This is a genomic window from Mycobacterium shimoidei, assembly GCF_900417275.1.
Taxonomy (GTDB): Bacteria; Actinomycetota; Actinomycetes; order Mycobacteriales; family Mycobacteriaceae; genus Mycobacterium; species Mycobacterium shimoidei.
The window spans coordinates 2713721-2727535 of record NZ_UEGW01000001.1 but is presented as its reverse complement, the minus strand read 5'-3'; the positions used below and the strand labels follow the sequence as shown (position 1 = coordinate 2727535).

The 13815-nt window shown below is 63.4% G+C and carries 12 protein-coding genes; 5 read left to right on the top strand and 7 right to left on the bottom strand.

Features of this window, described 5'->3' with window-relative positions:
- Position 1: 1 nt before the first annotated feature.
- Genes MSP7336_RS13325 through MSP7336_RS13310 form a run of 4 tightly spaced genes read right to left on the bottom strand, consistent with a single transcriptional unit; the run spans position 2 to position 4916 of the window.
- Complete coding sequence (locus MSP7336_RS13325) at positions 2-1555, bottom strand: class I adenylate-forming enzyme family protein (protein WP_113963890.1); 1554 nt, start codon at positions 1553-1555, stop codon at positions 2-4.
- Positions 1552-2751 (bottom strand): acyl-CoA dehydrogenase family protein, encoded by a 1200-nt coding sequence (locus MSP7336_RS13320; RefSeq protein WP_113963889.1) that lies wholly within the window; start codon positions 2749-2751, stop codon positions 1552-1554. Before MSP7336_RS13320 ends, MSP7336_RS13325 begins: the two co-directional genes overlap by 4 nt.
- The gene (locus tag MSP7336_RS13315; protein WP_113963888.1) at positions 2748-3713 is read right to left on the bottom strand and encodes an acyl-CoA dehydrogenase family protein; all 966 of its coding nucleotides are present in this window, start codon (positions 3711-3713) and stop codon (positions 2748-2750) included. Before MSP7336_RS13315 ends, MSP7336_RS13320 begins: the two co-directional genes overlap by 4 nt.
- A 6-nt stretch (positions 3714-3719) precedes the next feature.
- On the bottom strand, positions 3720-4916 hold the full coding sequence (locus MSP7336_RS13310; protein ID WP_069394451.1) for an amidohydrolase family protein: 1197 nt from the start codon (positions 4914-4916) through the stop codon (positions 3720-3722).
- A 116-nt stretch (positions 4917-5032) separates the two neighbouring features.
- On the opposite strand from MSP7336_RS13310, the gene MSP7336_RS13305 reads away from it, so the two are divergent.
- Together MSP7336_RS13305 and MSP7336_RS13300 are read left to right on the top strand one after the other, a co-directional pair.
- A complete protein-coding gene (locus MSP7336_RS13305; RefSeq protein ID WP_113963887.1) occupies positions 5033-6127 on the top strand; it encodes an acyl-CoA dehydrogenase family protein in 1095 nt (364 codons plus the stop codon).
- Positions 6128-6137: 10 nt separating this feature from the next.
- A complete protein-coding gene (locus MSP7336_RS13300; protein ID WP_113963886.1) occupies positions 6138-7037 on the top strand; it encodes a TIGR03619 family F420-dependent LLM class oxidoreductase in 900 nt (299 codons plus the stop codon).
- On the opposite strand, the gene MSP7336_RS13295 is transcribed toward MSP7336_RS13300, so the two are convergent.
- Complete coding sequence (locus MSP7336_RS13295; RefSeq protein ID WP_113963885.1) at positions 7027-7464, bottom strand: nuclear transport factor 2 family protein; 438 nt, start codon at positions 7462-7464, stop codon at positions 7027-7029. The genes MSP7336_RS13300 and MSP7336_RS13295 overlap by 11 nt on opposite strands.
- Positions 7465-7514: 50 nt before the next feature.
- On the opposite strand from MSP7336_RS13295, the gene MSP7336_RS13290 reads away from it, so the two are divergent.
- From MSP7336_RS13290 to MSP7336_RS13280, 3 genes are all read left to right on the top strand, one after another.
- On the top strand, positions 7515-8159 hold the full coding sequence (locus MSP7336_RS13290; protein ID WP_113963884.1) for a cysteine hydrolase family protein: 645 nt from the start codon (positions 7515-7517) through the stop codon (positions 8157-8159).
- 82 nt (positions 8160-8241) lie between these two features.
- A complete protein-coding gene (locus MSP7336_RS13285; protein ID WP_113963883.1) occupies positions 8242-9435 on the top strand; it encodes an amidohydrolase family protein in 1194 nt (397 codons plus the stop codon).
- Positions 9432-9902: a MaoC family dehydratase gene (locus tag MSP7336_RS13280; RefSeq protein WP_113963882.1), complete on the top strand. Its 471-nt coding sequence runs from the start codon at positions 9432-9434 to the stop codon at positions 9900-9902. Before MSP7336_RS13285 ends, MSP7336_RS13280 begins: the two co-directional genes overlap by 4 nt.
- 2 nt (positions 9903-9904) lie before the next feature.
- On the opposite strand, the gene MSP7336_RS13275 is transcribed toward MSP7336_RS13280, so the two are convergent.
- Positions 9905-12268 (bottom strand): CaiB/BaiF CoA transferase family protein, encoded by a 2364-nt coding sequence (locus MSP7336_RS13275; protein WP_113963881.1) that lies wholly within the window; start codon positions 12266-12268, stop codon positions 9905-9907.
- Positions 12265-13725 carry an aldehyde dehydrogenase family protein gene (locus MSP7336_RS13270; RefSeq protein WP_113963880.1) on the bottom strand — a complete coding sequence of 487 codons (1461 nt, stop codon included), beginning with the start codon at positions 13723-13725 and terminating at the stop codon, positions 12265-12267. Before MSP7336_RS13270 ends, MSP7336_RS13275 begins: the two co-directional genes overlap by 4 nt.
- Between the last annotated feature and the right edge of the window lie 90 nt (positions 13726-13815).

The following is a 13815-nucleotide window of genomic DNA, read 5'->3' as shown; positions in this document are numbered from 1 at the left end:
GTCAGGCACCGAACCGCGCACGCAGTTCGTTCTTCAAAACCTTGCCGGTGAGGTTTCGCGGCAGTGCTTCCACCAATTCGAGTCGCTCCGGGTATTTGTGGCGACTCAAGCCTTGGGCATCGCAGTGTTCCGCCAACGCGGCGAGTGTGACATCGCATCCGGGTTCAGTGACCACGATCGCGCAAACCCGTTCACCCGTGCGTGGATCGGGGACTCCGATGACTGCCACGTCCGCCACTGCCGGATGCGTGGCCACTACGTCTTCGATTTCGAGCGCCGAGATGTTTTCGGCGTTCCGAATGATCGCATCCTTGATACGTCCGGTGATTGTGACGTTGCCATCGTCGTCGACGCGGCCGCAGTCCCCACTGCGGAACCAGCCATCGTCATCGAATGCGTCGGCGTCGAGTGAGCTGTCGACATATCCAAGAAAGCACTGCGGCCCCTTGAGTCGGAGTTCACCTTCCTCGCCGACGCCAACCTCGCGCTCGCGGTCGCCGACGACTCGCACCGACACGCCCGCGACCGGACGCCCCACGGTTCGGTCGAGAAGATCCGGGGCAGCCTCCGGTCTCTGCGACGTCGCGACCGGGAACTCGGTCAACCCCCAGGAATTGGCCACCCCATTCACCGAAAAGATTTCCCGCACTTGCCTTCCCAACTCCACGGTGATCGGCGCGCCACCTGCCACGCAGCCACGCAGATCGGGATAGAGCGGTTGTTCTCCGTGTGCGCGCTGCGCGGCCATGAACGCAACCAGGAACGGTGTCGCGGTGCCCAACAGCGTTGGTCGGTGTGCGGCGATCGCTTGAGGTGAGGTTGCCGGATCGAACGAGTCGAACAGTACCAAGCGCATGCCGGTGCGCAGGCTCGCCGCGAGCATGGCGGCACCACCGATGTGGGATATGGGAAAGGCGATCGGGTTGACGTCGCTGCTTGATGCTCCCACGATGCCGACCACGCCTGCGGAACCTGCGATTACCGAACGGTCGCAATGCCGAGCACCTTTCGGCGCCGCCGTGGTACCCGAAGAGTAGTAGATCCAGCGCGCCTCCTCTGCGGATCTCGGCGGCGCAGGCAACACACGCAGGTCGCCGACGGGCAGGCGCAGCTCCTTGGTGACCGGCGCGTCGTGATCGATCACCACGACGGACATTGACCGTTGTGCCGCCAATTCGTGGGCGAGCTCGGCGTGGTCGAAACCGCGCCAGTGACCGGGTACCACCAGGACTTCGGTCATGAGTTGTTCGGTCGCGAAGCGAACTTCGCGTTCGCGCCAAACCGGCAGGATGGGATTCTGCACGGCACCCAGTCGGGTGAGCGCCACCATCACCACCATCGTTTCCAACGTGGTCGGCAATTGCCACGACACGATGGTGCCCTCGCCCACCCCGGAAACCGACAGCGCCGCTGCCGTACGCAATGCCTCGTCTCGAAGCTGTGCGCAGGTGAGGCTGCGACCGAAGTCGTCGGCGAGAACCACCCGGTCCGGGTGTTCTCGCGCAACCGCGTCGACGAGACCCCAGTACGTCTGTTCGGCCACTTCCGTACTCACCCGCTCGGCAATAGAAGCCGGCGTTTGGTGAGGATGTTACGCATTATCTCCGAGCTTCCGCCGGAGACCGTATACGCGCGTGACCAAAGCCAGCATTCTCGCAGACGTTGTTTGGCCTGCTCGACACTCGGATCGGCGGCCACCGTACAAACCGTCGCCGCGAGCTGGGCGCCGTATGCCGAAACCCGGTGATACGCCTCGGCGAAACTCAACTTGGCGATCGAACCGTCACCCGGCTGCTCGGCGCCGGCGATGAGACGTTCGACGTGATCGTCGATGAAGGACTTCGCCACTTCGACCTCGGCGGCCAACTCGGCCACTGTCTGCCGGATATCGTCGTGTTCGAGCGCCGGGGTACCCTCGAGGATGGCGTTGCGCGCCACCATCACAAGATCATCGATGAGCAGCTCGAGCAGAATGACGTTGCCGCCGATTCCGAAGCGTTCGAAGTCCAAGCCCGCCATGATGATCGACCAACCCTGGCCGACCTCGCCGATCAGGCTTCCCGCGGGCAACGTTACGCCGTCAAGAAATACTTCGTTCACCTCGATCGCCTCGTTGATCGTGCGGATCGGACGAACCTCGACGCCAGGCGTTGACATTGGCACCGCGAACACCGAGAGGCCTTGGTGACGCGATGAAGTCGGGTCGGTGCGGATGAGTGCCAGCCCCATGTCGGCCCAGTGTCCATCGGTGATCCAGGTCTTCTGGCCGTTGATCACCCACGTTCCGTCGGGTTGCTTTGCGGCTCTGCTACGGACGGCGGCGATATCGCTGCCGGCGTCAGGCTCGCTGAACAACTGACACCACACATGCTCGCTGCGGCGCATCGGTGGAAGCAGTTCGGCCTTCTGGTCGTCGGACCCAAAGTGCAGGAGCACGTGGGCGGCCAGGTTGACCTGATCGACGGGCCGCGGGGCACGGGCGCGCAGAATCTCCTCACTGAGGATGCGGTCGTGCAGCGGGTGGTGGTCGGCGCGTCCACCGTGCTCGACGGGCCAGTCTGCGCCGATGAGCCCCGCGTCGAACAACGTGGCGAACCATTTGCGTAATTGCGCTTCCTGCTCGGCGTTTTCGGGCGCACGGCGTCCTTCCCTCGCCTCGAATGGCGGCGCGTGTTCGGCGATATGCGCCCTGACACGACGCCTGAACTCGTTCAGCTGTGCTTCGCTGGGCCGGGCGGGTGCGGCGCTCACCAGCCCGACCTCTCCGCAAGAAGCGCACGGCTCGAGCGCGCCGTGCCGAGCAGGTAGCCGTTCGTGAACACCCGGCGCAGCTCGTGGTGAAGGGGGTACTCCCAGGTGAATCCAATGCCGCCCGACAGTTGCATGCATTCGTCGACGGCGGCGCTCGCCTTCGCAGTGACGTATGCGTGTGCTGCGGCGGACAAGGCGATCGCGTGGTCGGCGATCTCGTCAGCCACGAGGGCTCGGGCCGCCTTCATGATCACAGCGCGCGCCTTCGCCTCGAAGACCAGCAGATCCACCAATCGGTGTTGCACCGCTTGGAAACTCGCGATCGGCACACCGAAGGCGATGCGCTCCTTGAGGTAATCAACCAGGCGCTCGAAAGTGGCCGACAGGGCTCCCAGTGAATCCGCGCTGAGCAGAACCCTGGCCATCGCGAGCAACTGAGTCGCTCGTTGCGGCCCACCGATCGGCACGCTGGGCGCCCCGCCGACCTCGACGCGCCATGCTGTGCGGGTGACATCCAACAGCTCCTCATCACGGTGTCTCGATGTCGCTTCGGATATCTCAAACAGATGGATTCCGTTGTCCCCCAGCGTGACCAAGACATCGATCGCATCGCCGCGAGCAACCCGAACGGTGTCGCCGGACAGCGCGCAGCCCGCCGTCGCGGCCCCGTCGAGCAGCGCGGGCAACCATCGGTCGCGCACCTCGCAGGGTGCCGAGGTCAACGCCGCAGCAGATAGAACGCAGCCGAACCACGTCGAACAGTTCTGCGCCCGGCCGAGTTCCTCGGCGATGACCGTCGTCTCCACAGGACGCCATCCGCTGCCGCCGAAATGCTCCTCAACGAGCAGTCCCGTCCAGTCCATGGCCGCGAGCTCTTTGACCGAGTCCTGGGCGCCGCGTCCGGTCAGGAAATCGCGCGCCGCTGCGCGCAGCAGATCGAGGTCGGCGTCCCCCTGGCCCATCGCCTGCTAGCTCCGCCCTATCAGCTGGTCAGCGTTGTCACGCATGATGCGTTTCTTGGTGGCATCGTCGAGCGGATCGAGCAGCTTGATGAAGTCAGCAGGCTCGGCGAGCCCTTCCGCATGTGGGTAGTCGGAGCCCATCACGAGACAGTCGTCGTAGCCCATGCTGGTGACGATCGCAGGAGTATCGTCCTCGGGATACGGCACCACCCGAACGTGCTGCCGGAAGATGGCAGACGGCTTTTCCGTCAGTTTCCCGCCGATCCACGGGCCATTTCGGCCCATGCCGCGGCTCTTGTCCATGTGTTTCGTGAAGAAGGGCACCCACTCTGCACCGTGTTCGGCAACAAGCACGTTCAACCCCGGAAATCGGCCGAATAGGTTGTCGAAGATCAACGCTGAAAGAGTGTCCTCGATCGGGCGTTGGCCGTAGATGTTCATCCACTGCCAGGCCGACATGTGCCACGAGGCAGGATCTGCGCAGTGCCCCCAGGCAGGCGAGATCGCATCGAAGTACCAGAACGGCATGATGTGAAACACGAGGATACAGCCGGCTTCCTGAAGTCGAGCGTAGATCGGGTCGAAGTAAGGGTCGCCTGGAGATCTACCGTATGCCGGGCCCGTCGGCAGTAGGACAAACTTCGCACCCTGCGCGATCAGGGCATCGGTTTCGGCGACGGCCGAGTCAAGGTCGCGAAGTGAAAGCAGGCCGGTCGCGTATATGCGGTTCTCGTAATTGAAGCCCCATTCCTCGTCGAACCATCGATTGAACGACCGGAGATTTGCGTACAGCGCCGCGGTGTCATCAACGTAGTGCTCGGCAGCCAGGGCCATTCCGCTCGGATAGATGACCATCCGCTCAACGTTCTGCTTGTCCATCACCGCGAGCCGCGCTGAACGCTCGATGTACTCGGGCTGCATGGGCTGCGGCTCGTAGGACTCCTCCGGGTTACCGGATCCCATCTGCCTCAGCATCTCTTTCAGCGATCCCGGGCGGTATGCGACGTCGAGACCCAGCCCCCCTTCACTGTTGAAGGTTGCGACACGACGGCCGGCGAGGATCACCTCGACCCCGTCCGCTCCGCGCACGGTGGTGATCGCCCGATCCTGGAACTCCTTGGGCAGGTATCGAGTAAACGCATCACGCGTCTCGTAGCAATGGGTATCGCAATCGAAGATCCCGTAGTCGAGTTTCGTCGTCACCGTGCGGCCCCTTCGTGCGAGAATGATGATTCTCCTATTTCAGAAAAGATACTATCCTCTCCCGGCAATGCCTATCCCGTGTCGGGCCGGGCAGACCCACACCAAAGGAATCCGCGATGAGTGAAGCCGACGAACTCCGGCAGGCGGTGCGGGAATTCCTGGAGGTCACCTCGTCGTCGCGCCGAGTACGCGACCTCATGTCCACCGCGCAGGGATATGACCAATCGGTGTGGCATCAGATGGCCCGCGAACTGGGACTTCACGGGATCGCTGTGCCCGAGCAATTCGGCGGTGCGGGTGCCAGCATGTCCGAACTCGCGGTCGTACTCGAGGAGATGGGCGCAGCACTGTTGTGCGCCCCGTTCTTCTCCACCGTCGCATTCGCCACGCAAGCAATCCTCTGCAGCGGCGACACCGCCGCGATGAGCGACTACCTGCCGGGTTTCGTCGACGGGTCCAGGACCGCAACGGTGATCCTCAATGGCAGCCTCGGTGCGTGGGACCCGCACGAGGTCACCCTGACGGCACGCGCCGACGGTACCGGCTTTCGGATTCATGGCGACGCGGGTCTCGTCCTCGACGGCCACACCGCTGACGTTATTCTGGCCGCGGCGAATACGAGCGCAGGCACATCGCTGTTCGCCGTCTCGGCGAACAGCGATGGACTCACTTGCGAACCGCTCAACACGCTCGACCGCACGCGAAAGGTCGCGCGTCTACAATTCCGCGACGTCCCGGCCCGGTTGATCGGCGCTGACGGAGACGCTGCCGCGGGCCTGGCTCGCACGTCCGATCTCGCGATCGCCGCGCTGGTCGCCGAGCAGGTTGGCGCCGCCCAACGCTGCCTGGACATGGCCGTGAACTACGCGAAGGAACGAATCCAGTTCGGCCGGGCCATCGGCAGCTTTCAGGCCGTCAAACACCGGTGTGCAGACATGCTGGTGCTCGTCGAGGGCGCCCGCTCGGCTGCGGTTCACGCTGCGGAATCCGCGGACAGCAGCGACCTTGCGGTGGCTGCGTCGGTAGCGAAGATGGCCTGTTCGGAAGCCTTTCTGCAAGTCGCCTTGGACAACATGCGAATCCACGGCGGTATCGGCTTCACCTGGGAACACGACGCGCACCTCTACGTTCGGCGCGCCAAAGCCACCGAACTGATCTTCGGCAGTCCCGACCACCATGCCCAACGCCTGGCAGCCCTAGTCGCACCATGAAAGGACGAACGTGACCATCTCGTACTCCCTGGAGCTTCCTACCCACCGGGTAGAGGCCGTATCTGAATTCGTCACCGCCGAGGCGGTCGCTGAAATCGCGCGCCTCGGCGAGGCGAGCGGATTCGCCGCCGTGCACGTCACCGACCACCCCGCCCCGGACGCGAAGTGGCTTGATCACGGCGGGCACCATGCCCTGGACCCCTTCGTCGCGCTGTCGTTCGCTGCAGCCGCCACAACCGACGTGAAGCTGCTCACCAACGTCTACATCGCCGCCTACCGCAATCCCTTTCTCGGCGCGAAGTCGATCCAAAGCCTTGACGTCCTGTCCGGCGGCCGGCTGATACTCGGCACAGCCGCGGGTTACCTCAAACCCGAATTCAGAGCGCTCGGAATAGACTTCGACAACCGCGGGGCTTTGCTCGACGAGGCGCTGGACGTGCTGAGCAAGGTGCTTACCGGCGAGGATGTCGCATACGAGGGCAGATCGTTCGCCGCTCGCGGTGTGCGACTCTATCCCGTACCGGTGACGCCGCCGCCGATCTGGGTCGGCGGCAACAGCAAGCCCGCCGTCCGTCGTGCGGTTGCCCGCGCACAGGGGTGGGCGCCGTTCAACACCTTCGGCTACGCGACCGCGTCACGGACCGCGGAGATCTCGACCCTCGAAGAATTAGCGGCGGCAATTACCTGGGCAAAGAAATACGCGGCGGAGATCGGCCGTACGGAACCGCTCGACATCTGTTTTTCGGCAGGCAATCTGCTCGACGACAGCAGGTCGACCGACGAACGGCACGCCACCATCGCAAAGCTGGAAGCGATGGGCGTGACCTGGCTGACCATCGCGCCCCAGGGAACGACCCGAGCCGAGGTCATCGACAACGCCCACGCTTTCGCGGAGGAGTTCATCGCATAAGGCTGTCGGCGGCGAAGGCGTCCACACTGATGCGTCGATGCGCGAACAACCACCGCCCGCCCAAGGGGACGAGAACGTCGCGATAGCGGCCCCAGTGGTCGAGGCCGACGTCGGTGTGGACGGCGAAATAACTGCTGACTTCAACCCGATCTTTGGTCACAGAACCGAACCGAATACTCGAAACGTGATGGCGCACATGCGTTGGCGCCTGTCTCGCCGGGTCGGGATCTTTGGACATCGCAACGCCGAGGCCCGTCTCGATCGCCTCGGGACCGATGAGCGGTTCCGCTCCGCCGGTGAAATCGAGGACACCGTGGGGTCCAAAGCAAGCTGCCAGGGCGTGCAGATCGAATCGGTCGGTGGCGGCGGTGTAGTCGGCGAGCGTCTGGCGCACCGACTCACGAATCTCGAGCTCCCAGGTATCCATCTGCTCTCCCTCTGGAAATTACGTTCTCACACACGATAACGTCTGTTCTCATGCCGCCACCGAGCCTGATCGATCTGTTGGCCCCTGCCACGACCGCCCTGGTCACCCAGGAATGCCAAGGAGGTGTGATCGGCCCCCAGGCCGGTCTGCCGATGCTGGCAGAGGAAGCCAGACGGGAGGCGATCCCGAACATCACCAAGCTCCTCACTGCGGCTCGCGCGGCCGGTGTTTGTGTCGTGCACTGCCTGATCCAGAAGCGCCCGGACAACCGCGGGTCCAATACCAATGCCAGGCTGTTCATGGCTGGGAAGTCGTTCGCCGCCGACTTGACTCCGGGCAGCCCTGGCGCCTCGGTACTGCCTGAGTTCGGCCCGGATCCAAGTGATCTCATTCTTACCCGGACACACGGCATCGGACCGATGACCGGTACCGACCTCGACTCGGTCCTACGTAACCTCGGGATTCAGACAATTGTAGGTGTGGGTGTTTCGGTCAACATCGCGATTCAGAACTTCGCGATGGACGCGGTCAATCGCAGCTACCAATTCGTGCTTCCCCGCGATGCGGTCAGTGGTTATCCACGCGAATACGCGGATTCGATCATCGACAACACATTGTCCCTGTTGACCACCGTGACCACTACCGAAGCCGTCGTGAAAGCGTGGAAAACACTCTCGGGGTGTGGCCCCACATAGCTGTTGGGCACGGGTTGGTGATAACGTCATTTCCACAGAGCGTAAACGGCCATATTCGCTGCTCTACGGAGGGATCAGCCACATGCCTACTCGGTCCTTGCCCTATCCGGTCTTCGACATCGACAACCATATGTACGAGACCACCGACGCACTCACCAAGTACCTGCCCAAAGAACACCGTGGCAAGGTCGGCTACGTCGAGGTCAACGGTCGGCCCAAGCTTGTCGTCAAGGACCGCATCAGCCACATGATTCCCAACCCGACGTTCGCACGGGTGGCGAGGCCGGGCAGCGCCGAGGACTACTTCCTGGGCAACAATCCCGAGGGGCTGAATTTCCGCGAGTTCATCGGTGAAGCAATGGATGTCATCCCCGCCTACCAGTATCCGGCCCCCAGGTTGGAGCTGATGGATGAGCTCGGCATCGACCAATGCGTCATGTACCCCACCCTCGCCAGTCTCATCGAGGAGCGCACCACCGACGACGTCATCCTGACCCACGCAATCATCCACGCCCTCAACGAGTGGATGCACGAACACTGGACGTTCAACTACCACGACCGCATCTTCGCGACACCCGTCATCTGCCTGCCCCTTGTCGACGAGGCCATCAAAGAGCTGCACTGGTGCCTCGAACGGGGAATGAAAACTTTCTTGGTTCGCCCTGCTCCGGTGCCCAGTCGCTTCGGCGGCTCGCGGTCGATGGGTCTGCCCGAATTCGACCCCTTCTGGAAAGAAGTGGTCAAGGCGGGCATCCCGGTGACAATGCACGCGTCAGACAGCGGATACCAGAAGCACCTCATGGAATGGGAGGGCGGCGAGGAGTACCTCTCGTTCAAGCCGAGCGCACTGCGCGAGGTGGTGATGGGCCACCGCGCCATCGAGGACACCTTGGCCGCGATGATCTGCCACGGCGCGTTGTCCCGCTTCCCCGACCTGAAGATCCTTTGCGTCGAGAACGGCAGCGGTTGGGTGCGCAATCTTCTCGAGCAGCTCAACACCGCCTACAAGATCATGCCCAAGGAGTTCGACGAGCATCCCGTCGAGGTGTTCAAACGCAATATCTACATCCACCCGTTCCTCGAGGACGACCTCAAGGGGATCATCGACCTCATGGGTGAGGATCACGTGATGTTCGGCTCCGACTTTCCGCACCCCGAGGGCATCGGCGACCCGTTGAGCTTCGTCGACCGGCTCGACGGTATCTCCGATGCCGCGAAGATGAAGATCATGGGCGGCAACGCTATTGAGCAGTTAGGACTGAAGGTCCCGGCATGACGCAGGCCTCCCCTACGGTCTACCAGGGCATCGCCGGGTTCGAATCGCACGTCGGCGAACACCTCGGCTACAGCGGGTGGCACGACGTCACGCAGAAAGCGATCGATCTGTTCGCCGAGGCGACCGGTGACCACCAGTGGATTCATGTCGACGCGGAGCGGGCCGCTAAAGGTCCGTACGGTAAAACGATCGCGCACGGCTATCTCACGCTGTCGCTGGTTCCCATTCTGGTGCAAGAGATTTACCAGGTGACGGGGTTGTCGATGCAAGTCAACTACGGTGTCGACAAGCTTCGCTTCCCAGCCCCGGTGCCCGTCGACTCGCGAATCCGCGCCGGCGCCGAACTGGTCAAGGTGGAGCGCACCGACAAGGGTGGACGCGCCACCGTGCGCGTCACGGTCGAGGTTGAGGGGTCCGACCGGCCGGCTTGCGTGGTCGACACCATCGCGGCCATGGTCGACGCGTGAACCTACGCGTTCAGCAAGCGTTCACCAATGACCTGTTCGTCACGTAGCTTGCTCACCTCGTCGTCTGACAAACCCAGAGCGCCCAGCACGTCCTCATTGTGTTGGCCGAGCGTCGGCGACGGGGTGCGGTGATGCCGCTGGGGGCCCGGCGTGATCCGAAACGGCCAGCCCGGGAACTTCTGTCGACCAGAGAGCGAATGCTCGATCTCCTGGTAAAAGCCCCGCGCGTCGAGCTGATCGACGTCGTACATCCGCTCCGAAGTGAGGATCCGCTCCGCAGGTACTCCACGCCGACGCAGTCGGTCGGCAGCTTCGTCGGATGTTCGAACCGCAGTCCACTGGGCGAGCACTTCGTCAAGGGCGTCATGGTTGTGCAACCGCGCTTCGGGTGATGCAAACCGCGCGTCATCGCATAGTTCGGGTCGACCGATCACGTCGGCGACGGCGGCCCAGTCGGAGTCATCGCGCACCGAGATGGCCACCCACTGATCATCGCCACTGGCCGGATAGACGCCTTGTGCGTAGCGGCGGTGTCGATTGCCTTCTCGTCCGCGCACCTGGTGGGTCAGTGAATATTCGATGACGGGCTCGGCGGTCACGGCCGCACCGACCTCGATCTGCGCGACCTCGATCAGCTGGCCCTCGCCGGTCCGTTGCCGGTGCTCCAGCGCTGCCAGCAAGGCTACGGCTGCGTGCACACCGGCGATGGGGTCAGCAGGTCCCTGCAGATTGCATGGTGGACCGTCGGCGTAGCCGGTGACCGCCGACATCCCTGCCAGCTGTTCGATGTTCAGTGCCCACCCGACATAGTCCCGCCACGGTCCCTGAAGGCCGAAGCCGGGCATGCGAACCATGATCACGTCGGGATTGACTTTGACCAGGGAGTCGAAGTCCAGACCGAATTGCTCCACCACCCGCGGTGAGAAGTTCTCGACCACCACGTCGGCATCGGCCGCCAACCGCAACGCTAAATCGCGGCCGGCCTCGACGGACAGGTCGAGCGTGATATCGCGCTTGTTGAGGTTGGTGCCCTGCCACAACGGCCCGATCTCATACCAGTATTCACTGTTGCGCAACAGCGAGCCCGAGTAGCGGTGCCCGTCCGGGCGCTGAATTGACTCGACCTTGATGACGTCGGCGCCGAACGCCCCCAGAAAGCAGGTCAAATAAGCTCCTGCCCAGAATGTGCTGAGGTCGAACACTCTCAAGCCCGCGAACGGCATTGCCACATCGTCGATTTCCGAACGGACACGCGCGGCAATTCGCGGCTCCCAGGACGGCGCGGCGTCATCGGTCAGCTGCGGCGCCGGCTGCGGCGTGGGGACCGGTGTCTTGGAGAGCCGGAACGGTGCGCCCGGTCTCTTGAAGCGAGCATGCTCTGATCCACCTTCTACGAAGAACCCGCGTTCACGATATTGCGGAGAATCGAGAATTGATGCCCCGTCATTGATCGGAGCCGCCGGTATCCGCATGGCTTGGCTGAGTTCGACCAAATCTGTCACCGTGATCGAATCAAGCCAGGGCTGAGCCTTCTCGAAGAACTTGTCGCGCTCGGGCCCTCCCAGCATGATCGCGAGCTGGTGCTCGCCGAATTCGGGCAGCCCGACCATCGCGCACACGTCGAGCCAGTGCTGGCCGGTCAGACAGTTGATCCCGATCCAGCCATCGGCGGCGCGAACAATGCCCAACATCGGTGCCGCCTTCGAATTTGTCGGCAAACCAAGGGCTTTCAGTCGCTCAGCCATCAGCATCGGATATGGCAAGGTGGACAACAGCGCCTCGAAGACGGACACATCGACCTCGACCGCCCGATCGGTGCCGGCGTCGGCGATGCGCAGCGCGGTCAGGGCCCCAAGCGCCGCATACCCGCCCGCGACGTACTCCGAGATGCGGGCGCCCGACTGCACGGGTGGCCTGCCGGGTTCACGCACGTTCACCCAGCCCGATGCTGCCTGAATGGTGAGCGGGGTCGATGGGCGGTCCAGGCGCGGCCCCTCCTGGCCATAGTCGGAGATGCGGACAATGACGAGATTCGGATTGAGCCGCGACAGAGACTCGCGGTCGAGCCCCAGAACGACCCGGTCGGCCGACCCGGCCGGAAGATTTTCGACCACCACGTCGGCTTCGGCGATCAGATTGATCAACACATCGGAACGCGATCCGAAATCAATTGTCAATCCATGCTTTCCGGCGTTCAAGTATTCGAACAGTCCGCCCGAAGGGCCCCAGTTGCGGAGCGGATCCCCCGATCGCGGCTCAACCTTGTAGACGTCGGCGCCGAGGTCGACGAGCAATTTCGTGCAATACGGTGCTGCGATCTCGGTACCGACTTCGACGACTCGCAGTCCCGTCAGACATCCGTTCACGCAGGAACTCCGATCGCCTTCGGTTCCATGTATGCCCGCAGCCCCATGAGTCCGCCTTCGCGGCCGATTCCACTCTGTTTGAACCCGCCGAATGGCGCGTCGCCGGGTATCGTGCCATTGATCGAGATCTGACCGGTCCTGATCCGTCGCGCAAGTCCGACCGCCCGGTCTATGTCGGTGCCCCAGACCGCACCGCCGAGCCCGTAGACCGAATCGTTGGCGATGCCGACCGCTTCGTCGTCGTTGTGGTAACGCAGCACCGTCAGCACCGGACCGAACACCTCCTCCTGCGCGATGAACGACGCGGGGCTGGCATCGGTCAGAACCGTTGGCTCGAAATAGAAACCGTGATCGAGTCCGTTCGGCCGCCCACCGCCGGCGACAATCGTCGCGCCGTCGCTTTCGGCACGTTCGACGAAACCCTCCACCCGCTCCAGGTGTTGGCGACTGATCAGCGGCCCCATGACGGTGGCCTCGTCGGTGGGGTCGCCCACCGTGACGTTGCGAGCCAGCTCGGCGAGCCGATCAACGACATCGTCGTGCAGCGCGTCCGGGACCAGTAAACGACTGTTGAGGATGCACGCCTGGCCCGCGTGCATTGTGCAGCCTTCGAAGAGAAGCCGCTCGAACAATTCGTCGGTGAGGTCGACATCGTCGAGCAAAATGGTCGCCGACTTGCCGCCGCACTCGAGCAGGATCCGCTTCATCGACGTTGCGGCGGCCGCCATCACGTCGCGACCGACGGCCGAACTTCCGGTGAAGCTCACCATGTCGACCCGCGGATCCAGGGTCAAAGCGCGGCTGGCCTCGATAGCGCTGGGGGTGACGACGTTGACCACACCGGGTGGAATGTCGGTCTCCTCGTCGATCAGCCGCGCGAGTGCGAGACCGGCCAGCGGTGTCAGCGGCGACGGCTTGAGCACAAGCGTGTTGCCTGCGGCGAGTGCGGCTCCCAGCTTCATCACGTTCAGCGTGTGCGGGAAATTCCACGGCGTCATGGCTGCGACAACACCGAGCGGCTCGTAGCGCAACAGGGTGGTGCCTGCCGCGCCCCACGCGTCCATCGGCGCCTCAGCCGGCTCGAGCGCAAGTTCCGCGGCATGGCCGATCATGAAGGCGGGCCCATCCACGTGGATCAGTCGCTCGTTTGCTGTGCAACCCCACTCGGCCTGCGCAAGGGCATAGATGTCGTCACCCCGGGCCAGCAGTGCATCACTGAGCTGTTGGAGACAGCGAGACCGCTCGGCCGGATTCGCCGCGGACCATGAGCCGGAATCGAAGGCGGCGCGCGCCGCCGCGATCGCACGCTCGACCTGCGCGACGCCGGCATCGGGCGCCGAAGCGATCACCCGTTCCGTGGCCGGGTTGACCACGTCATATCGTCCGCTTTCCGATTCGACCCACCTGCCATCGATGTAGACGCCGTAGCTGTCGACGAGGCTGGAATCGGTTGTCACATCACTAGACCTTCCTGGTCATTCGCCGAACTGCGCAATCATTTGATGCGACGCGAACGCGTCCGACACCCGGTTAAAATATGTACACCG